18 protein-coding genes and 1 rRNA gene are annotated in these 20,470 nt (G+C 42.9%); 7 read left to right on the forward strand and 12 right to left on the reverse strand.

Features of this window, described 5'->3' with window-relative positions; genetic code table 11:
- Positions 1 to 159: 159 nt before the first annotated feature.
- From tmpT to QL898_RS09540, 3 genes are all read left to right on the forward strand, one after another.
- Positions 160 to 852: a thiopurine S-methyltransferase gene (gene tmpT / locus QL898_RS09530; protein WP_290176624.1), complete on the forward strand. Its 693-nt coding sequence runs from the start codon at positions 160 to 162 to the stop codon at positions 850 to 852.
- Between the two features lie 50 nt (positions 853 to 902).
- Positions 903 to 1,616: a DUF1499 domain-containing protein gene (locus tag QL898_RS09535; RefSeq protein WP_290176625.1), complete on the forward strand. Its 714-nt coding sequence runs from the start codon at positions 903 to 905 to the stop codon at positions 1,614 to 1,616.
- A 227-nt stretch (positions 1,617 to 1,843) separates the two neighbouring features.
- Positions 1,844 to 3,304, forward strand: coding sequence for a lytic murein transglycosylase (locus tag QL898_RS09540; protein WP_290176626.1), 1,461 nt, complete (start codon positions 1,844 to 1,846; stop codon positions 3,302 to 3,304).
- 117 nt (positions 3,305 to 3,421) lie between these two features.
- Here the strand turns inward: QL898_RS09540 and QL898_RS09545 are convergent, their stop codons facing one another.
- The 4 genes from QL898_RS09545 to QL898_RS09560 all read right to left on the reverse strand — a co-directional run bounded on the left by QL898_RS09545 (position 3,422) and on the right by QL898_RS09560 (position 7,111).
- Positions 3,422 to 3,721, reverse strand: a complete 300-nt coding sequence (locus QL898_RS09545; RefSeq protein ID WP_201549246.1) for a hypothetical protein — start codon at positions 3,719 to 3,721, stop codon at positions 3,422 to 3,424.
- Between the two features lie 244 nt (positions 3,722 to 3,965).
- Positions 3,966 to 4,973, reverse strand: coding sequence for a DUF4062 domain-containing protein (locus QL898_RS09550; protein ID WP_290176627.1), 1,008 nt, complete (start codon positions 4,971 to 4,973; stop codon positions 3,966 to 3,968).
- A gap of 171 nt (positions 4,974 to 5,144) precedes the next feature.
- Positions 5,145 to 6,134 (reverse strand): glutamate racemase, encoded by a 990-nt coding sequence (murI, locus tag QL898_RS09555; RefSeq protein ID WP_290176628.1) that lies wholly within the window; start codon positions 6,132 to 6,134, stop codon positions 5,145 to 5,147.
- Between the two features lie 209 nt (positions 6,135 to 6,343).
- A complete protein-coding gene (locus tag QL898_RS09560; protein WP_290176629.1) occupies positions 6,344 to 7,111 on the reverse strand; it encodes a DUF1285 domain-containing protein in 768 nt (255 codons plus the stop codon).
- Positions 7,112 to 7,662: 551 nt separating this feature from the next.
- Between QL898_RS09560 and QL898_RS09565 the strand changes: the two genes are divergently transcribed.
- Positions 7,663 to 9,300 carry an electron transfer flavoprotein-ubiquinone oxidoreductase gene (locus QL898_RS09565; RefSeq protein ID WP_201549271.1) on the forward strand — a complete coding sequence of 546 codons (1,638 nt, stop codon included), beginning with the start codon at positions 7,663 to 7,665 and terminating at the stop codon, positions 9,298 to 9,300.
- A 136-nt stretch (positions 9,301 to 9,436) separates the two neighbouring features.
- On the opposite strand, the gene QL898_RS09570 is transcribed toward QL898_RS09565, so the two are convergent.
- On the reverse strand, positions 9,437 to 10,933 hold the full coding sequence (locus tag QL898_RS09570; RefSeq protein WP_201549241.1) for an alanine/glycine:cation symporter family protein: 1,497 nt from the start codon (positions 10,931 to 10,933) through the stop codon (positions 9,437 to 9,439).
- A 772-nt stretch (positions 10,934 to 11,705) separates the two neighbouring features.
- Between QL898_RS09570 and QL898_RS09575 the strand changes: the two genes are divergently transcribed.
- From QL898_RS09575 to QL898_RS09585, 3 genes are all read left to right on the forward strand, one after another.
- Positions 11,706 to 11,966, forward strand: coding sequence for a DUF4212 domain-containing protein (locus QL898_RS09575; protein ID WP_057761855.1), 261 nt, complete (start codon positions 11,706 to 11,708; stop codon positions 11,964 to 11,966).
- 3 nt (positions 11,967 to 11,969) lie between these two features.
- Positions 11,970 to 13,838: a sodium:solute symporter family protein gene (locus QL898_RS09580; protein WP_057761858.1), complete on the forward strand. Its 1,869-nt coding sequence runs from the start codon at positions 11,970 to 11,972 to the stop codon at positions 13,836 to 13,838.
- A gap of 156 nt (positions 13,839 to 13,994) precedes the next feature.
- Positions 13,995 to 14,534, forward strand: coding sequence for a hypothetical protein (locus QL898_RS09585; RefSeq protein WP_290176630.1), 540 nt, complete (start codon positions 13,995 to 13,997; stop codon positions 14,532 to 14,534).
- 66 nt (positions 14,535 to 14,600) lie between these two features.
- Here QL898_RS09585 and QL898_RS09590 read toward each other — a convergent pair whose 3' ends face one another.
- The 7 genes from QL898_RS09590 to rrf form a co-directional block, all read right to left on the reverse strand.
- Positions 14,601 to 15,206, reverse strand: a complete 606-nt coding sequence (locus QL898_RS09590) for a rhomboid family intramembrane serine protease (protein WP_201549239.1) — start codon at positions 15,204 to 15,206, stop codon at positions 14,601 to 14,603.
- A 40-nt stretch (positions 15,207 to 15,246) separates the two neighbouring features.
- On the reverse strand, positions 15,247 to 16,299 hold the full coding sequence (locus tag QL898_RS09595) for a 5'-nucleotidase (protein WP_290176631.1): 1,053 nt from the start codon (positions 16,297 to 16,299) through the stop codon (positions 15,247 to 15,249).
- 233 nt (positions 16,300 to 16,532) lie between these two features.
- A complete protein-coding gene (locus QL898_RS09600; protein ID WP_201549237.1) occupies positions 16,533 to 17,822 on the reverse strand; it encodes a TRAP transporter large permease in 1,290 nt (429 codons plus the stop codon).
- Positions 17,819 to 18,346, reverse strand: coding sequence for a TRAP transporter small permease subunit (locus QL898_RS09605; protein ID WP_057761870.1), 528 nt, complete (start codon positions 18,344 to 18,346; stop codon positions 17,819 to 17,821). The genes QL898_RS09600 and QL898_RS09605 overlap by 4 nt, the downstream gene beginning before the upstream one ends.
- Positions 18,347 to 18,364: 18 nt before the next feature.
- Positions 18,365 to 19,423, reverse strand: a complete 1,059-nt coding sequence (locus QL898_RS09610; protein ID WP_201549236.1) for a TRAP transporter substrate-binding protein — start codon at positions 19,421 to 19,423, stop codon at positions 18,365 to 18,367.
- A gap of 381 nt (positions 19,424 to 19,804) precedes the next feature.
- Positions 19,805 to 20,152, reverse strand: a complete 348-nt coding sequence (locus QL898_RS09615) for a hypothetical protein (RefSeq protein WP_290176632.1) — start codon at positions 20,150 to 20,152, stop codon at positions 19,805 to 19,807.
- A 198-nt stretch (positions 20,153 to 20,350) separates the two neighbouring features.
- Positions 20,351 to 20,464, reverse strand: a 5S ribosomal RNA gene (gene rrf, locus QL898_RS09620).
- Between the last annotated feature and the right edge of the window lie 6 nt (positions 20,465 to 20,470).

Consider the following 20,470-nt stretch of genomic DNA (forward strand, 5'->3'; position numbering starts at 1 on the left):
GACATTATTTATTCAAAGAATTTCTTAGCCCAATGTTAGATACCAGCCAAACACTTATACTATAGGTGTTTGGCTTTTTACCATTTATGCCTTTGACATGACCAATCAATATTACTAACACTAAATCCATATATAAACTTGCAGATAGAGGATCACAGCATGAACCCTGAGTTTTGGCAAAAACGTTGGCAAGAAGGTCGCATTGGATTCAATCAATCTATGGTCAATCCATTGTTGATTAAATATTTCAACCGCCTCAATCTAACTGCGGGTAGCCGCATTTTTGTGCCGCTTTGTGGTAAATCTATCGATATGGTTTGGCTAGCGACGCAAGGCTATGACGTAGTGGGCGTTGAGTTGGTCGAAACAGCCGTACAAGATTTTTTTGCTGAGCAAAACATCGAACCTACCGTCTATCAACAGGCAGACAACCCAATGATGAAATACTATCAAGGTCAGTTGTCAGGACAGACCATCACTTTATGGGTCGCTGATATCTTTGCACTGACCGCTAAAGATATTGGTTCTATTAATGCAGTATATGATAAAGCAGCATTGATCGCCCTACCAGACGATATGCGTGTGAGATATAGTGAGCAAGGGCGGAAACTTAGTAGCGATACCAGTAAAGTTGATGGTGCTAACAATGAAATAATACCGCAGCTTTTACTCACGCTAAATTACGATCAGCGTAAAAAGAATGGACCACCCTTCTCTATTAATAACGAACAATTAAAGCAGTATTATAGCGCTCACTACCAAATCTATGAGCTAGCAAGCGTGCCTTCTTCTATAGGTTCTGCACCTGATATCACCGTCACAGAACACGTTTGGCTATTGAGCAGTAAATAAAAAACTCATATAACCTTTAACAAGCTGCTAAATGGCAATGGAGAAATTGAATGAAAATGATAGTCGGTCTAATGAGTGTAATTGCTATTCTGCTAGTTGCTCTAGCAGGCCCATTGTATAAGTTTGGCGCTGTAGAATTAGGCACTGCGTTTGCAGGGTTTAAATTTGGGTTGTTTGCTGGTATCGCAGCACTGGTATTGTTGGCTATACAGCTATTATTTAAACGCAATACAGCCAGTATTGGGAGCGCACTAGCCTCAGCCATACTTGCTGTCGCGGCAATCGCTGTCCCGCTTGGCATGATGAATACGGCCAAAAATGTACCACCTATTCACGATATTTCTACCGATCTGGTGAATCCGCCTGAGTTTGTCGCGATTGCACCACTACGTGCAGATGCGTCAAATCCTGTTGAATACGCAGGCGCAGAAGTGGCTGTACAACAACGTACAGCCTATCCTGATTTGCAGACATTGACCTATGCTCAATCAAAGTCTGAATTGGTTGAAGCAGCCAAACAAGCCATAGAAAATTTAGGGTGGGAGCTGGTCAATACTGATGCAGACAAAGGCATCATCGAAGCAACAGAGACGACGGCTTGGTTTGGCTTTAAAGATGATGTGCTCATTCGTGTGACTGACAACGATAGCGAGCGCTTAGTTGATATCCGCAGTAAGTCACGAGTTGGACAGAGCGATTTGGGCAAAAATGCGGCGCGGATTCATAGCTTTATAGAAGAACTAGATAGTGTGCTAGCCAAATAAAAAGGTTATACCTTCTAAGGAATAGTCCTCGAGTTGAAATACTGTCTGACGCTTTGCATTTTCAGCTCTATGAAATCCTCTTCTAATCTCACGGCAGCGTCAATTTATCGTAACCATTTATAACCTTGGTACTTCGACAGCTTTTCTTTACTGTTTAGATTGGTTACTCTACGTTAATATCATTTTTTGTCTTTCGATAACTATTTTAACGTTTATAGGATATTTTCATGCGTTTGACTCCTTTTTCTACTTTGTCGCTGCTTAGTGTTGCTGTCGGCATCAGCCTTGCTACCACTGCTCAAGCCGCGCAGCCGCCAGCACCTGATTTATCCAATAGCGAGTTTCAGCAGTGTTTGGACAATCTAAAAAACTCTAGCAAGTTTAGCGGTGTTGATGGTTATACTTTTAATAACTATCGCCCAAGCCAGCCTGATCCTAGTGTCATTCAGTCACTGAATTATCAACCAGAGTTTCAAAAAGACGTCTGGGACTATTTATCAGCATTGGTAGACAAAGAACGTGTCGAGGACGGTATCCGAGCTAAACGTCAATGGGGATCGACGCTACGTCAAATCGAATCGCGTTATGGCGTAAAAGCTGAGCACGTGCTCGGTGTCTGGGGCGTAGAATCTAACTTTGGTCAAACGCTAGGTAAAAAACCATTATTTGAGTCTTTAGCGACATTGTCTTGTTTCGACCGTCGTCAAAGCTATTTCCAAGGTGAGTACGCCAATGCGCTAAAAATCGTGCAAAACGGTGATATCGCACCTAATGATATGACAGGATCATGGGCAGGTGCCTTTGGGCAGACGCAGTTTATGCCGAGTACCTTTTTAGAATTGGCAGTAGATTTCGATGGTGATGGACGTCGTGATTTGGTCAATAGCGTCCCTGATGCACTCGCTTCTACCGCAAACTTCTTGGACAATCGCGGCTATCGTACTGGCGAGCCTTGGGGCTATGAAGTCAAACTACCTGATGGATTTTGGGCCGCATCTAATCGTAAAGACAAAAGATCGATAAGCCACTGGCGCAACCAAGGTCTGACGTTGGCTAATGGCAGTCCGTTACCATATGACTTGAACAGTGCAGGCTTATTATTACCCGCTGGTATAGAAGGCCCTGCTTTCTTGGTGGGCAAAAACTTCGATACTTTCTACTCTTATAACGCCTCAGAAAACTACGCGCTGGCTATCGCACACTTATCAGATCTAATCACTCGCGAAGACAGCAGCAAAACAGACTTTATCACTGCGTGGCCGACAGACGATCCTGGTATCAGCCGTCAGCAGGCCAAGGACATTCAGCAAGCGTTGTTAAACGCAGGTTACGATATCGGCGGTGTAGATGGCATCATCGGAGACAATACTCGTACTGCTATCCAGCAATACCAGACTAGTCGCGGTATTTTCCCAGCTGACGGACGCGCAGGCCAGAAGTTCTATCGCGCCATCGTTGGTAATGCAGCGCCGAGTCAAACTCAATACGGCCAACCTGCAAACAGCAAACCTCTGAACACTGCACCTGCCGATCGCATGGGACAATTGATTCAGCAGCAAACGACTGCTCCTAGTAGCTACTCATCTCAGCCATCAGCGAGCTCGTCAACTTCTGGCAATACACGTTATCGCCGCGTTACTGACGCCGATGGCACCATCAAACTTGTTCGTATAGACCAAGGTTCGTAGTAGCAAGATAAGTGATACTATTTAAATGCATCAAAAAAGCCACGCTAATAGTAGCGTGGCTTTTTTATTTATAGATAGTTATTAGTAGAACTTATCTGATTGACTCAAAATACGTATCTAGACAATAGGTGGTGACTTAGGCTGACCATTGTCACCATTCCAATTTTCGCGAGCTTTGTCGTCTAAATCGGCTGCCGTTTTTGGCTCCCACTTACCGTTTTCTTTCCAAGTCGCATCGCCCCAATCTTCATCTTCCGCTTTACTGTCTAAATCTTTGTAGGCCTTGCTAGGATCTATACCGCGGCGTTTCATATCTGCTACTTGCTCTTCTAACGTATGAAACTGATCAGCATCATGCATGGACTTTTCTAGACCATCAATCTCTCTTCTTAACTCGTCATTTTTAGCATTGCTCATCGTACGCTCTCCCTAATTATTAATATTATAGTTCTCATTCTCAAACAGCCAACGTTGTTAATACTGTTAACTGACTGACTGACTGACTGACTGACTGACTGACTGACTGACTGACTGACTTTATTATTACGGGTCTGAGGAAGATTCACAAGCATCGCACGTATGCTTTGTATTACAAAACGTAGTCGAGCTGCCGAAGAGGACGTTTTAAATGGCTATTATTGAACACGCTAGCGAATAATTACTAGTCTTGTTTATTCGTATTTGAGGTATGATTTTGCAGTAGGTTTTTTGCGTAGAAGGTCAGCTTCCAAAGCTCTTGTGATACCCGCGTGCCATAAGTCATCAATTGTATCCAGTTTGCACCGACTAGCTTACGTTGCAAATTATTGATATCAGCTTGAGAGATTTGGCAGCGTGAGACAGCATGAACGTTTGGCATCTCTTTTTTGATGTCTACTTCCGCTTTAGCGGTAATCAAACGATTGATGGCATTTTGCAAGCCATAGCTCGAAAAAGTAGACGGTATTCTTATGAGGGTCATAAGTATCTCGTGCCACGAGAGTGTTAGCGATCTGGTTACGTCCGTTAGATTACCGCCCTCATAAGCTTGAGCACTATATTGAATCTCAAAAAACTCTGTTAACTCAATTGGCTCACTAACCTTATCTGCTATAAAGTCTTCGTCATCAGAACTGTTTTTCTCTACCTCGGTAGTACTAGGTAATATATCGACTAGCTTCTCATACACGACCTTTTTACTAGTCGTATTCTCTTCATCATTCGCTCTGACCCAGCCACCTACCATTTTATTATTGGCGACGGCATTATAATGAGCCTGTACCAGTAATGGCTCGATATCCTCTTCCGTATCATAGTAATGTAGCTGGTTATCTTGCTTGGTGACTAACTTAATAAACTCTTGAAGTTGTCGGCTGACGACAGCGTCTGGAGAGTGATTTTTGACCAGCACAATTAGCGGCTTAAGCTTCGCTTTGGCATTTAGATAACTCAAATGCATCTGGCTGACGCCGTTTTTTTGCACAGTCCCGTAGCTGTCGCCAACGATCATGACTGCATAATCACAAGAGTCAATACACTGGCGGCCATAAAAAGAGGCTTTAGATAACTTGCTAGAAACATCATAGGTCAGAAATGCGCGTGCCTGAAAAAATATCGCTAAGCTGTCTAGAACCAACAACTGGTCGTTGTCAGCGCATATAATATGAATATGATAGCGACGATTCGGCACAATTACCTCTAAGCGTAGGTCGTGACATAAAAAGGATAGGGTGTGAGATAGAACACAAAAATCTTATCTTACTCAGCCTAGCATACTCTTAGCTTGAAAAGATGCACTCAATTTATTTTAACTGAGTCAGAGTTGCATACAGCGCATTGATATCACTAGCTTTGATAATAACTAGTGAGAATAGAATTGCAATGCCATTTCTGTACCGAGTAAGCGCTCAACTAAAGCGCATAGTCTATCACTATATTTAGTGGCGTGAAAAGTTAATGGCGGTCTAGTAATGGTATTTTTATTACTGATTTTTTGTGACAGATTTTCTCGTTTTTCACTCATCAATGATGCAGACAAGTTGTTTGCAATCAATAGCTGTCTAACCCGTTCAGCAATCGCTTGACCAGAATCAATGACTTGTATTGATAGCTGCTGCTGTGCAATCTCATCTAACAAGAATGTCTTAAAAAACGGATAATGTGTACATCCCAGCACTAACTGATCGACACCTTCATTAGCAAATACTCGTATCTGTTGACGTAATCTTTCGGCTGTCTCGTCTTGTTCTGACATACCTGCTTCTACCCAAGGTACCAGTTGCGGATCAAAATACTTAGTGACTACTGTATTATTAGGTTTAGCAAAATTGACAATAACATCATTTAATAAGGTGCCATTCAAAGTCGCTTTGGTTGCCAGCACCGCTACATGAGCACTCTTACTGGCCAGTACCGCAGGCTTTATTGCAGGAACAAGACCCACAATAGGGATATGTGGATAGCAGCGTCGGGCAGTATCTAGCGCATATGCTGAAGCACTGTTACACGCAATAACTATTAGCTTACAGCCTTGCTGATGTAACCACTCTACGGCTTTTAGTGTTAGTGCTTCAATATCTTCGCTATCACGATTGCCATAAGGTACATTTAGCGTATCGGCGTAATATACGTAACGCTCAGTAGGCAGCTGCTGTGCCAAATGCAAATAAACAGACAAACCGCCAACACCAGAATCAAACACTCCAATGGGCGCGCTACGGTTTTTATCGCTTACAACTGTATTACCAACATGTTTATTGACATCTATTAGATCAATAGCTTTGAGACTCTGGTCAACAGATATATTAATACACGGTCTGAGCTTTCCGACTGTCTGGTTTTTGATATCCATCTTTATGCTAATGCCATTATCATATTATTCATCAATTTTATTACTCAGTTAAATGCGCTATATGTATATTTCGTGTGTGGCGTCACTTTATGTCGGCTTTCTATCGACTACCTTTATACGATAATAATTTTTTAGACCAACAGAATTAGGCGACATTATAAAATTATAGCACTCATCGGCATACAGCAATTAATAGATAAACATAATACCTAATCAGTAGGCATCGATAGTGAATAAGACTGGCCACCACTCTGTAGCGTCAATATTGTCTTACCATTGTCTTCTGATAATGCTCCAATTTCAGTTAGGTGATAAAAAGTATTGCGGCCAATAAGCGCAGTCAAACCATTTCTGACCATCATGTATGGGCGTACTTGTTCTGTAGATGCTAATTCCTGAGAATCTGCAACATCGTCAGCTGTACTCACTTGATTCGCTTTATCACTGTTATTAAAGTCGCTTTCACTAAAGTCGCTCTTATTAGAATTATACGCCTTTAATACAATCGGATGCTCATCGTCTAAGCGAACCACATCCCCTGTCGTCGTTGTAAACTCCAACCAACTCATATCATCTTCATGGACAATACCAACATCATTGATCAGAAGTGGTGCATCTTCAACTTGGATACGGATTTTCTGTACAGGGGTTTTTAGAAAGTACTCAGTAGTACCATTATTCTCTTCTTTCCATAGTATTGTGGCAAACAAGCTGACCAATGACTCACGGGTCATTTGCCCGCCTTCATGCCACCATTCTCCGTTTGCCTTGATAGTCAAATCCATATCAACAATATCTTCAGGATGCCATTTTTCAAGCGGTGGTATCGCACGCCCTTCGCGAGTCCCTTTTGCAGACTTAATATACTGGCTTAGTGCATCCAAGTTATCTAAGCTGCCTAGGCTAGAAGTCTTACTGGTCGGTGCTTCCGCTATTTTCTCATGGCTGTCTTCAATGCTATTATTATCGTTATTCATTATTAATCCCTTTATTTAGTATTCAAAGTTTGGCTTATCTATTATTACTATAAATTTTTGTTTCAGGTATGATGAAACTTTATCGTTATAACAACCTCATTTTCTTAACATTACCTTAGCATCGATACTCATAAATGCGTATCGTGTTTGTAGGACTTTTCTTTTATAATGAGTAACGATTTTTTATTGAAATGGTCAAGTGGGTGTTGTATTGATGACACATCTTACGTTCTGCGTTGATATCCTTAGATAAATCGGTATTAACCATGACGGGTCAATTGATGCCGCAAAGACAGTTTTATCGGGCAGCCATATGTCTGAGTGACGTTAGCGCCGCAAGTCTATTATTCAGTTGTTAAGCTAATGATGCCCTGAGATAAGCCACTAAAAGTTTAGGAGTAGGTATGCAAGAGCAAGACAATCAAACGCCAGTTATCGATGGTAATACTGTGAATGCTGATGCACCAGTAGCGACAGAGACCGCAACGCTAGATAAAGCAGAACCAGTCGTAGAGCCAATTGCTGCGGAACCTGAAGTCGAACGCGAATCAATGGAGTTCGATGTCATCATCGTTGGTGGTGGACCTGCAGGTCTGTCTGCTGCCATCCGTTTGCGCCAGCTCGCTATTGAAGCTGGTAATGATGAGTTTATGGTTTGTGTGGTCGAAAAAGGCTCTGAGTTTGGTGCCCATACGTTGTCTGGTGCAGTCATCGAGCCACGCGCTCTAAATGAGCTGATTCCTGACTGGAAAGAAAAAGGCGCACCGCTTAACGTGCCAGCGACAGAAGATCGTTTCTATTATTTGAACTCTGCCACACGCTCAACTAAAGTGCCTGACTCTTTGATTCCAGGTCCAATGCACAACGATGGCAACTATATTGTCTCACTAGGCAATGTCGTTCGTTGGTTAGCCGTACAGGCAGAAGAGCTTGAAGTTATGATGTTCCCAGGCTTCCCTGCCGATGACATCTTATACAATGACGACGGTTCGGTTCGAGGCGTGTTAACTGGTGATATGGGTGTGGCCGCCAATGGTGAAGCCAAGCCGAGCTTTGAGCCTGGTTATGAGCTTCTTGCCAAATACACTATTTTTGCCGAAGGTAGCCGTGGGCATTTAGGCAAACGCTTAATCAGTCGTTTTGATCTAGATAAAGACTCTGATCCTCAGCATTATGGTATCGGTCTAAAAGAGCTATGGGAAGTTGAGCCTGAAAAGCATGAGCAAGGTGTTGTCATGCATGGTCTTGGCTGGCCATTGACTGAAACTGGCTCTACTGGTGGCTGGTGGTTATACTTTGATGAAAACAACCAAGTAAGCTTTGGTCTTGTGGCGGATTTGTCTTACCACAACCCTTACGTGTCTCCATTCGATGAAATGCAGCGCTTGAAAACGCACCCTGTTATCAAAAACGTTTTAGAAGGCGGTAAGCGCATTTCTTACGGCGCTCGTGCGTTGACCAAAGGTGGTCTAAACTCACTACCGAAGTTCACTTTCCCCGGTGGTGTGTTGGTAGGTGATGACGCTGGTTTCTTAAACCCAGCAAAAATCAAAGGCACACATACCTCGATGAAGTCAGGCATGCTCGCAGCCGAAGCTATCTTTGAGGCGTTGCAAGCCGACCGTCAGCATGATGAAGTGGTTGCTTATAGCACAATGTATAAAGAGTCATGGTTGTATCAAGATAACTATGAGTCGCGCAACTTCTCACCTGCAATTCACCGTATGGGTCTGTTCATGGGCGGCGCTTTCACCTTTATCGAGCACAACTTGTTAAAAGGTAAAATGCCATTCACTTTACATGACAATATCCCAGATTACGATCAGTTAGAGCGTGCTAACCACGCTTATCAACCAACTTATCTTAAGCCTGATGGTAAGTTGGTATTTGATAAATTGTCGTCGGTATTTATCTCTAATACCAACCATGCAGAAGATCAGCCAACGCATCTAAAACTTACTGATCCAACGGTACCTATTTCAATCAACTTACCGTTGTATGCTGAGCCTGCACGTTTATACTGCCCAGCCGGTGTATATGAAGTGGTCAAAGATGCTGAAGGTGCTAAGTTTGTTATCAATGCGCAGAACTGCGTGCATTGTAAGACCTGTGATATCAAAGACCCTTCACAGAACATCACTTGGGTAACGCCAGAAGGTGGCGGTGGTCCTAACTATCCAAACATGTAAATCAGGATAATTCTGGTTTGAGCTGGTACAATTAATATCATTAAAACTGTGCTCCAATAAAAACCGCCCATCTCTATATAAGAGTCGGGCGGTTTTTTAATGCTTAGAACAAGCTATTTTTACCAATCAATGTTGCTTAGTCTGTCCAAGCATCACGGTTGGCTTCATTTCTGAGTTTTACAAAGTTATCAGGGTCAAACTTAATTTGATCGCCTGTTTTACCCTCTTTTACCTGACGCTCATAGTCACGTAGTATTCTTAACGCAACAGGAGACAACAGCAAAATAGCCACTAAGTTGACCAGGGCCATTAGACCCATAGACAAGTCAGCGAAGTTCCATATATCAGGTAGGCTAGCAACCGAGCCGATAAATACCATACCTAATACTAGGAAGCGGAAAATCATGATCATCACTTTGGCATTTTTGGCACCAGAGATAAACTCAAGGTTTGACTCACCGTAGCTATAGTTGGCGATGATAGACGTAAATGAGAAGAAGAAAATCGCGATCGCCACGAACACCACACCTAGGTCACCGACATACTGTGATAAGGCTAACTGAGTTAACTGAATACCTTCTTGCTCGACATTAGGGTCGACCACGCCAGACAAGATAATAATCGACGCCGTCGCGGTACAAATAATAAGGGTATCCATGAATACACCTAGCATCTGCATAAAACCTTGCACTGCTGGATGATCAGGATGACTCTTTGCCGTTGCTGCAGCATTCGGTGCTGAACCCATACCTGCTTCGTTAGAGAACAAGCCGCGTTTAATACCGTTAATCATTGCCTGCGCAATACCATAACCGATGACACCGCCTGCCGCTTGCTCAAAGCCAAATGCTGATTTTACAATCAACGCGATCGCTGCTGGGAATTGACTAAAGTTAGTCACGATAATGAATAGCGCTAGCAAGATGTACAAGATGGCCATCACTGGTACGATTTTACCCGCGATACGAGCCACTGAGCGCAAACCACCGAATACTACTGGCGCTACTAATACTACTAATACCAAACCTGTCATCCACGTTGGCACACCAAAGGCCTCATTGGTCGCTTGAGCGATGGTGTTTGACTGTACGCCATTGAATGCCAAACCAAAGGCCACTAACAAACATAATGAGAAAAACACGGCAAGCCAGCGTTTACCTAGACCTTTTTCGATGTAATAAGCTGGGCCACCGCGGTACACATTATCGTTGTGCGGTACTTTGTACGCCTGTGCTAAGGTTGACTCGATAAAGCTGGTCGACATACCAACAAGTGCCGTCATCCACATCCAGAATACAGCACCTGGTCCACCTAGATAGATGGCAATTGCCACACCTGCCAAGTTACCAGTACCAACACGCGCAGCTAGCGACGTCATCAAGGCTTCAAATGAGCTAATACCACCATCTTTGCGTCCTTGATTGGACACGCGTAGCAACTTCCACATATGACCAAAATGACGAAACTGAATAAAACGTGTCGCGACGGTAAAGTAAAGACCCGCACCAATTAGTAAGAACATCAGTAATCCATACCAAGGGTTACTAGCAATCAGCCAGTCATTGTTACCCCAGATAATACCGACACCATAATTTACGATGTTATTAAACCAACCTACTATCCCTTCGTTCATATGGGCTCCTTATTTATTCTTTATACGCGTTACTTAAGTTTCATATCGATATCATATTTTGATTGCCATGGACTATATAAGCCTCTGCGCAAAATACCTGATACCAAAAGACACGTGCATGATATAGATATTGAGCGACATGTGACCATCACGTTTACTTATCGACTTCATATAATTATTTTTAAAATAAATAATGCTTATGTTTCATCTTATATAGAATATATTAAGTGATAATTTAATCGCACAAATTACACGGTTGCCGTACCGTTTCCGTAACGTCGGGTTTCTAAATGAAGGCTAAGCAAACTAATTTTTAGTAATTTATTTATTATTCATGCGCAGTAGTTTGCAATTATCTATATTAAACCGTGCTAATATGAATTCTATATCCATTTAGACTGTTTTATGGTTATCGAAGCTATTAATCAGTACAAGAAGCTATCAAGCAGCACAACAGGTTAGCGTGTTAAAAAGATTAAAACTCTTGTCAGGAAGACGAGATTGTTAAAAAGACACTGGATAGTCCACCCTTCTGTCTTCCTCAAGAAACGTTATTTTTGCCATTCGATGGTTTAGGTCAATACGATGCTTAAATAGTTAATTACTTTTATTTGAAGTAGAGAACTACCGAGCATTAAACGTACTATCACACATCATCGTTTTCACTTTATAAAGCAGTACCTGACTATTTTTTATACTTTTGTGGTAAGAAATAATCGCAGTTCTTTTTATATTGTTGGTATTTTTTAGGGAAGACAAAAGGAGTTGTCCTATGAAAGATCATAACGATCCATCCGGTTATTGGCGTGCCAATGTCCGTCTCATCTTAGGTAGCCTAGTAGTTTGGGCACTATGTTCTTATGGTTTTGCTATTTTATTGCGTCCTCTTTTAGCCGGTATCAAAGTCGGCGGCACTGACTTGGGCTTTTGGTTCGCTCAGCAAGGCTCCATCGGGGTGTTTATCATTTTAATTTTCTTCTACGCATGGCGTATGAATAAGTTAGATAAACAATATGGCGTAGATGAGGAATAGACCATGAGTCAGTATTTAGTTAATATTATTTTCGTAGGGCTATCTTTCGCTCTGTATTTTGGTATTGCGATTTGGGCTCGGGCTGGGACAACCAGTGAATTTTATGTGGCGGGCGGCGGTGTACATCCAGTAGTTAACGGTATGGCGACAGCTGCTGACTGGATGAGTGCGGCATCTTTTATTTCTATGGCAGGTTTGCTTGCTGCTGGCGGTTATGGCGCATCAACCTATTTGATGGGCTGGACAGGCGGTTATGTACTACTAGCCATGCTACTGGCGCCTTACTTACGTAAATTCGGTAAGTTCACGGTGCCAGACTTTATTGGAGATCGCTTTTATTCAAAAACGGCTGCAATGATTGCCGTGGTTTGTTTGATTATTGCCTCTACCACGTACGTTATCGGTCAGATGACAGGTGCTGGGGTCGCATTTTCACGCTTCTTAGAAGTAGATAACAACACAGGTCTTATTATTGCGGCGGTTGTTGTATTCTTTTACGCAGTTCTTGGCGGTATGAAAGGGATTACCTATACGCAGGTTGCGCAGTATGTGGTTCTGATGATTGCTTATACCATTCCTGCTGTCTTTATCTCACTTGAATTAACCGGCAATCCAATTCCAGGTTTGGGTCTATTTTCAAACCATATCGAATCTGGCGTCCCTATCCTAACCAAGCTTGATCAAGTCGTGACCGATTTGGGATTCACAGCATATACAGCTGACGTACCTAACAAGCTAAACATGGTGCTATTCACCTTATCACTCATGATTGGTACGGCTGGTCTACCTCACGTTATTATTCGCTTTTTCACCGTTCCTAAAGTCGCTGATGCACGTTGGACCGCTGGTTGGACGTTAGTATTTATCTCGTTATTGTACTTTACAGCACCTGCTGTTGGCGCAATGGCACGTTTAAACCTTATCGATACTATCTACCCACAAGGTGTTGCAGAGCCTGCTATCGACTATGACCAACGTCCAGACTGGATGAGAACTTGGGAAGATACTGGCCTGATCAAATATACTGACCTCAATAACGATGGTCGTATCCAAATGTATAACGATAGTGGACTGGGCGCTGCAGAAGTTGCTCTAACCAATGCACAGACTGAAGGCGGTGATGTAGGCGCTGCTACGACTGCGGTTGAAACAGCACGTGCTGCACATGATCTCGAACTTGATGGCCGCTTTGCAGATGCAGGGTGGGCTGGTAACGAGCTCGACGTCAATGCTGATATCTTGGTATTGGCCAACCCAGAGATTGCACAACTGCCATCTTGGGTAATTGGTTTGATCGCTGCAGGTGGTCTAGCCGCTGCACTATCAACTGCTGCTGGCCTATTGCTCGCTATCTCGTCAGCGATTAGTCATGATTTAATCAAACGAAACCTAAATCCAAACATTACTGACAAAGGAGAGCTCAAGGTCGCACGTATTACGATGGGTATTGCGATTGTGGTTGCTACTTACTTAGGTATGAATCCACCAGGGTTTGCAGCACAGGTAGTTGCATTGGCATTTGGTATCGCTGGTGCGTCTCTCTTCCCTGCACTAATGATGGGGATCTTCTCAAAACGTATCAACAACCTTGGCGCTATCGCCGGTATGTTGACAGGTTTGATCAGTATCTTGGTTTACATCTTCGTCTTCAAAGGTTGGTTCTTTATCAGTGGTACTGCTAACTTCCCTGATACAGCGGAGTACTGGCTATTTGGTATCTCACCACTATCGTTTGGTGTGATTGGTGCCCTGCTTAACTTTATCGTTGCATTCATCGTTTCTTATGCAACCAAAGCGCCACCGCTGCATATTCAAGAATTGGTTGAAAGCGTTCGCTCACCACGCGGTGCAGGCGGTGCGGTCGACCATTAATCTGACGAATGATGATATGCCTTCTGTTACTATATATCACTCACTGGCAGCCACTGCTGGTGAGTGATTTTTTATCTATAATAGTTAGATGATGGTTTTGCTTTGTCCAATTGAACATACCTGACTAAAAGTGCCTAGCGCATTAAGGAATATTTTATGCTTTTTGAGTTTATCGCTACCATAGCTGCCGCATTTGGCATGGCTGGATTGGCACTGATCATAACTCACCTCTGTAAACTGTCAGGTAAGCGCGCGCCAAAGTGGCTGATTCCGTTGTTTGCTGCGATTGGTATTTTTGGGTTTCAGGTACATCAAGAATACAACTGGTATGATCAGCAAGTCCGTCAGCTACCAGATGGTGTTGAGGTCATAAAAACTGCCGAAAGTACAGAATGGTTTCGCCCATGGTCTTATGTTAAACCGCAAGTTTTGCGCTTTATCGCAGCAGATACGGGCAATGCCAGCATGCATGCTGACAATCCAGATATGCATTTAGTTAATTTGTATTTGTTTGAAAGACGCAGAAGCGTGCAGAAGATTTTACAGGTAATAGACTGTACTACACCTGCACGAGCGGACTACGTAATACCAGAAAAAGGTAGCACACTGACTGTGGATGAACATGTTAAACAGACCACTGCATGGCGAGAGCTAACTACAGACGACCCTTTATTTATCAAAATCTGTACTGATTAAAGCGTCTGATCCAATAATGCTTAGTATGGTTATGCTGGTTCATTAAATGCTGATATTAAGTTACTTTTAATAGCGTTGAGAAGCGGCTGAATAAGTATGCTTTGAATTGGCTCCTAGCAATAGCCCAGCGCACAAACCACCAAAATGTGCCGCAAATGAGATACCTTGTTGCGGCATCAACCCTTGCTTAATGGTCAGCCAATAACCAGTTCCCATGACGATACAAGCAATCAGATAACCCCAGCGCCGCGCAAATATAGCCCCGCCTATCATATAACCTAACATTGCAAAGCAAAGCCCTGATGCGCCAATATGAATAGAAGATGACGACCCGATAACCCAAGTGACCAGTCCTGAGGCAACCACCAGTTTAATCACTGTGCGATAAGCATTCTTCTCAAACAGCCCAAACAAAAACAAAATCTGTAATAGCGTCACCGTATTGCCAGTCAAATGCGACAAATTGCCATGCATGGTCCATGAAGCAAACACCCCTATCATACTACCCACATCTAAAGCACGCGGCACGATACCAAAGATGTTCCACAGTCCAAATAAGACCACTTCATTTAGAAAAAACATGCCCCACATCGGTATAAGTACAAAAGCATAAAGTCCAATGACCTGCTTTATCCGTACGACAATTAATTGAAGCAACTGCTGCCAATTCATATACCATCCTATCCTTATTACCTAGATTTTTTATACCTACTTAATGGTTTACAGCAAATAGTGGGGGCACAGCAGGTTTGAATGATAACAATGATGCGTCTTCATCAGTAGTGAGATAGTTATCACCATGCAATAATGACGTTGAATGATACGGAACCAAGGCCGTAGGAATAAAGCGACGTGCCGCGTCAATGTGCTTGATTGAATCATCAAAGAAGATATGCGGCGCAAATGTTCTGAGTACCGCTGTTTTCTCTAGTCCTCCCAAAAAAAACGCCATATCAACGTTCACGCCCCACTCTCGTAATGTCTTGATAGCACGCAAGTCAGCTGGTGCATTGCGCGCAGTCACCAGCGCAATTTTTATTGGTGAGTATTTAAGACCAGCAGGGAGGCGCTCTTGCAGATTTGACAATTTAATTAACAATTCAGCATAAGGGCCTTTTTCAATCGGCAAATCACGCATTTGTACTTCACGATCATGAAAGGCTCGCAGCCCTTTTTGTTTGTATAGCAGTTCACCTGAATCATCAAAAAGTACCGCGTCACCATCAAAGGCAATGCGCAGCTGCTCAGTGTCTAATTCATAAGTATTGACAGGCGTGGCGTCTAGTATGGCACAGGCACAGATATTGGCATCCGCAACTTGCTGGGCATCGTCGCGATTGGTGGTCAAGAACAGATCAACGTTGAAGTCTTTGATATAAGGCGCAACAGGGCTACCTGAAATAAAAGCAGAACGGGAGATATTGATATCATGTTCTAGAATTGCATTAAGTACCTGAATACCAGTGTCTGGACTACTTTTTGAGACGATGACGACTTCGACCAATGGTGTTTCAATGTCTGAATCTCGTCCATCACTATTATCACAATACTTATTTAGGTTTAGTAACGCTTTAATTAGCGGATAACCTGCACCAATATTCAAGGAATCATTTTCACGCTCGGTCATGTACTCCCTAAACTCTTTTATAGCACTTGTAGGACGTTGCTCTAGCAGCTCTAGCAAATAGTTTTCTGACTCCGTCAAATCAAAAAGTGCCGTCGCAGAAATTGCAACGATAAGCGTATTACTAAAATCGACAGCCATGACTATCTCTACTTATAAAGTTATATAGGAAAATGAATGCAAAACAGTTTACTACATTCACAAGCCTTTATAACACTAAGAAAAGTTATCATCATGCAGCGTCATAGATTGTGAGTTTGTAAAATGTCCTTCTCTTAATTCTTAGTCAAAATATCAGCCAATAAAAAAGCCACACTGCTTTATTAGCAATATGGCTTCATACAGTAACTTATAAGCTATGGTTTAGATTTAATCTACCCCAGCAGCACAAGCGAGATGGCAGGGAACATCACCAAGATAACCAACCGAATCACATCAGAGACAATGAATGGTGCCACCCCGCGGAACATATCACTCAGCTTAATGTGCGGTGCCATCGCCTTAATCACGAAGATATTCATCCCCATCGGCGGCGTAATCAAACCAAGCTCCACCGTCAATACCGCAATGATACCAAACCAGACAGGATCAAACCCTAACGCTAAAATGATGGGATACACTACAGGTATCGTAATCACCAGCATCGCTAAGGCATCCATGAACAATCCTAATAGGAAGTACATGAATAGGATACAGATTAGCACAATCATTGGACTGACCGCCAACCCACCTATCCAAGATGCCAAGGTATAAGACAAGCGTGAGACTGAGATAAAATACCCCAATGCTTCTGCACCCAGTAGCATAAAGAACACTACCGCAGAGAGTGCTAGCGTCTCGATCAGTGACTGCTTGAGTCCATCTAGACGCATGCCTTTAGCAAAAGCATAAGCCCAAGAGACAAACGCCCCGACTGCAGCGCCTTCTGTTGGGGTAAATAACCCAAAGAAGATACCGGCAATAATCACAATAAAGATAAAGCTAAATGGTATCAGACCAGTCAGTGACACAAGCTTGGCTTTCCACGTGGTTTTCTCACCACGTTTTGCTAAGTGCGGTTTCCAGCGTACCATCACCATGACGGTCAGTGAGTACATCACCATACCGAGCATACCGGGTAAAAACCCAGCGATGAACATGTCACCTACTGACTGTTGGGTTAAGATGGCATAGACAAGTAGCGCAATACTGGGCGGAATCATAATACCAAGCGTACCACCAGCGGCTAAGATACCGCAGGCAAAGCCTGGCTGATAGCCGTACTTCTCCATTTGCGGTAAGGCCACTTTGGTCATGGTAGAGGCAGTAGCAAGTGATGATCCTGAGATAGAGGCAAAGATACCGGATGAACCAATACCGGCAATACCAAGACTCCCCCTTACCCCGCCAAATATGGTTCGGGTGGCTTCAAAGAGTTTACCTGCCATGCCGGAGTGAGTGGCAAACACGCCCATCAGAATAAATAAAGGAATGGCACTAAAGTCATACTTTGCTAAGACATCGACTGGGATGTCTTTGAGCATTTGTAGAGCACCACTAGGCGCGGTGACCGCACCAAAACCGACTAAGCCTACCCCTAACATGGCAAGTGCGACGGGTACTCGTAAGACGACAAGCAGGATCATGACCACTAGGCCAATCGCACCGATAATTTCTGGACTCATGCGCCTGTCTCCTCGGCGTCAAAGAATTCGCCTGTCTTAAAGATGTTGATGGATTCGATCAATGAGCGAATGGCTAGTAGGATGCTTAAGAATGCACTAACCATATAGATAGGCATCATAGATATGCGAAGATCTTGGGTGACTTTGCCGTACTCTAAGGCGTCAATGGCGCTCTCGTAGAGTCCCCATGAGAAGACGATGCCGATGACAAAGAAGCCCATCATAAAGATACCCATAAGGTAGCCTTTGATAGACTGTGGCATTTTCTGGGTGAAGACGTCGACGATGATTTGTGAGCGTTCGACAAACGCAGCAAAGGCAGCGAGTAATGCAAATAGCATAAAGTAGGAGACAATCTCTACACTGCCTTTGACGGTAAAGCCAAACTCACCACCGGTGAGTTTGAATATGTAGCGTGCGACGACGTCGAGCATGGTGGTTAGGACGATGATGATGAGACTGACCCCACCGATAAACTGGCATAATCTAGAGATTAAGACGCTGAGCTTGACTAAAAATGCCATGTGACACCTCCAATTAGGTTAGACCTTACAGGCAGCACTGGCAGCTTTTGCTTTTTCATAGACACTATCAGCATCCAAACCCAAAGCATTAACATCTTTTAGATATTTTTGGGTTCCTCTTTCAAGTGGCCCTTTCCAATCTGGATCATTTAACGGATCAGGAATTTCGATAATTTCATCACCTTTATCTTTAGCAGCTTGAATTGCCATTTGGTCATGTTTATCAAACACTTCACCGACCTTGTTAGCTAATGCCATCCCTGAGTTTTTATCCAAAACTTGTTTTAGATCATCAGGTAAATTGTCGTATTTGTCTTTGTTCATCGTGACCATAAGCGCTGAACTATAGAAAGGAATGTTGGTATGATATTTGGTAATCTCATCAATCTTAAATGCTGTTACCGCCTCCCAAGGGAAACTTAAACCATCAACGACACCGCGCTGTAGAGAGGTATACATATCGTTTGCAGGTAGACCTACTGGTGAAGCGCCCGCACTTTCGATAATGTCACCTGCCACAGCTGAAGGACGGCGAATACGCATACCTTTCATGTCTTCAGGTGTTCGAATTAGCTTATCAGTTGTATGAAGCGCCCCAGGTCCAGCCCCGTACATAAACAGTAAATGAGTATCTTCGTACTCACTCGCCAAAGTACCGTCATCATATAGAGTCTGTAGCATACAGCCCATTTGAGTTGCTGAATTTGATAAACCTGGAAGCTCAGTAATCTGAGTCAAAGGAAAGCGACCGTTGGTATAACCATGCGCTTGTGAACCAATATCGATCGTACCTTTGGCAGCAGATTCATAAGTAACGTCTGCTTTAGCAAGGCCCGCCGATGGATACAGCTCAACTTTTAGACGGCCGTCAGAATCTGTTTCTATCTGTTTTGCCCAAGGCTCAAAGACTTCTTTACTGATAGATGAGGTTGCTGGCCAAAAATGCGAAAACCGTAGCACGGTAGTTTCTTGAGAAGTCGCTGATGAGCCATCAGTCGTATCAGCAGATTGGTTAGAACAGCCAAGAAGACTAATAGCGGCTAAAGCACCAATTGAAAAAAGAGGAGCTAACTTCATTATCAATTCCTTTTGATAATTATGAGAATAGGAGTAATGTGTTACGAGCAGACAATTTGATTCATCCTAGATTAAATCGTCTACAAGATTCAGATGTATTTTTTACATACCTGTAATAAAAGTACTGTTTAAAATTAGCAGCTATAATGATAGAAGTCAAATCATTTTGAGCAGATTATGAAGGATATATTCATATTATAGATATATTTCTAATACTTGAATTGTCTATATAGATAATAGTAAAAATTAAGCAGACTAAAATAATTCCTCATAAAAAAGCTCTCAACCTGTTATCCAGTTGAAAGCTTTTTTATGTAGATACTATATGAGTTGATAGAAGCTGCTCTAGGTAGTTATATAGATAATAATAGTGATAAAGCGCTACTCTTCCATCTGCCACTTATCATCTACCCATACAGCATCGTTATCATCTAGATGTACATGCCATTCTGCATCAGTTACCACAAGGCGAATCTCAGTCAAACATTGTAGCCAATGCTCTAAGGTATACATAAGATCTTCTACATCCATACTAACAGGTAACTTTGTAGCTCCTGCTAGTATTACTTCTGATTCACTATCATCGTATGCATAGAGATCAAAAGTCTCTGCATCATCTGCATGCTCGAATTTGTCATTATATTCATCGACTATTGACGCAATCTTTTCTTGCTCCTGTTGAGTCAAAAGAGTAGAACGTTCAGCAGTATAGTAGAGTGAAACGCCCATAATATGCTCCAAAATAAATGAGAGATTGTAGATTCTAGAAGTGAATAAATAGTATCATATTGAATTAGTTAGTAGGAAAGTTTGAATTCTTGACCGAAGCATCTAGCGCTAAACTTTCTATTACCAAGTGCTAACATCAAACCGCACACAAAGAAAATCCCCCGACAAGCTAATGTCGGGGGATATTTCAAAATAGAGAGCTGACGATGACCTACTCTCACATGGGCGAACCACACTACCATTGGCGCTACGATGTTTCACTTCTGAGTTCGGGAAGGGATCAGGTGGGGCCATCGCGCTATTGTCGTCAGCAAAGGG

Origin of the sequence: Psychrobacter sp. APC 3279, assembly GCF_030407795.1 — a bacterium.
Classification (GTDB): domain Bacteria; phylum Pseudomonadota; class Gammaproteobacteria; order Pseudomonadales; family Moraxellaceae; genus Psychrobacter.

What these genes read in the sequence shown, in the direction of transcription:
- tmpT (WP_290176624.1), top strand. Translation starts at nt 160, where the DNA reads ATGAACCCTGAGTTTTGGCAAAAACGTTGGCAAGAAGGTCGCATTGGA.
- QL898_RS09535 (WP_290176625.1), top strand. Translation starts at nt 903, where the DNA reads ATGAAAATGATAGTCGGTCTAATGAGTGTAATTGCTATTCTGCTAGTT.
- QL898_RS09540 (WP_290176626.1), top strand. Translation starts at nt 1,844, where the DNA reads ATGCGTTTGACTCCTTTTTCTACTTTGTCGCTGCTTAGTGTTGCTGTC.
- QL898_RS09545 (WP_201549246.1), bottom strand. Translation starts at nt 3,721, where the DNA reads ATGAGCAATGCTAAAAATGACGAGTTAAGAAGAGAGATTGATGGTCTA.
- murI (WP_290176628.1), bottom strand. Translation starts at nt 6,134, where the DNA reads ATGGATATCAAAAACCAGACAGTCGGAAAGCTCAGACCGTGTATTAAT.
- QL898_RS09560 (WP_290176629.1), bottom strand. Translation starts at nt 7,111, where the DNA reads ATGAATAACGATAATAATAGCATTGAAGACAGCCATGAGAAAATAGCG.
- QL898_RS09565 (WP_201549271.1), top strand. Translation starts at nt 7,663, where the DNA reads ATGGAGTTCGATGTCATCATCGTTGGTGGTGGACCTGCAGGTCTGTCT.
- QL898_RS09570 (WP_201549241.1), bottom strand. Translation starts at nt 10,933, where the DNA reads ATGAACGAAGGGATAGTAGGTTGGTTTAATAACATCGTAAATTATGGT.
- QL898_RS09575 (WP_057761855.1), top strand. Translation starts at nt 11,706, where the DNA reads ATGAAAGATCATAACGATCCATCCGGTTATTGGCGTGCCAATGTCCGT.
- QL898_RS09580 (WP_057761858.1), top strand. Translation starts at nt 11,970, where the DNA reads ATGAGTCAGTATTTAGTTAATATTATTTTCGTAGGGCTATCTTTCGCT.
- QL898_RS09585 (WP_290176630.1), top strand. Translation starts at nt 13,995, where the DNA reads ATGCTTTTTGAGTTTATCGCTACCATAGCTGCCGCATTTGGCATGGCT.
- QL898_RS09590 (WP_201549239.1), bottom strand. Translation starts at nt 15,206, where the DNA reads ATGAATTGGCAGCAGTTGCTTCAATTAATTGTCGTACGGATAAAGCAG.
- QL898_RS09595 (WP_290176631.1), bottom strand. Translation starts at nt 16,299, where the DNA reads ATGGCTGTCGATTTTAGTAATACGCTTATCGTTGCAATTTCTGCGACG.
- QL898_RS09600 (WP_201549237.1), bottom strand. Translation starts at nt 17,822, where the DNA reads ATGAGTCCAGAAATTATCGGTGCGATTGGCCTAGTGGTCATGATCCTG.
- QL898_RS09605 (WP_057761870.1), bottom strand. Translation starts at nt 18,346, where the DNA reads ATGGCATTTTTAGTCAAGCTCAGCGTCTTAATCTCTAGATTATGCCAG.
- QL898_RS09610 (WP_201549236.1), bottom strand. Translation starts at nt 19,423, where the DNA reads ATGAAGTTAGCTCCTCTTTTTTCAATTGGTGCTTTAGCCGCTATTAGT.
- QL898_RS09615 (WP_290176632.1), bottom strand. Translation starts at nt 20,152, where the DNA reads ATGGGCGTTTCACTCTACTATACTGCTGAACGTTCTACTCTTTTGACT.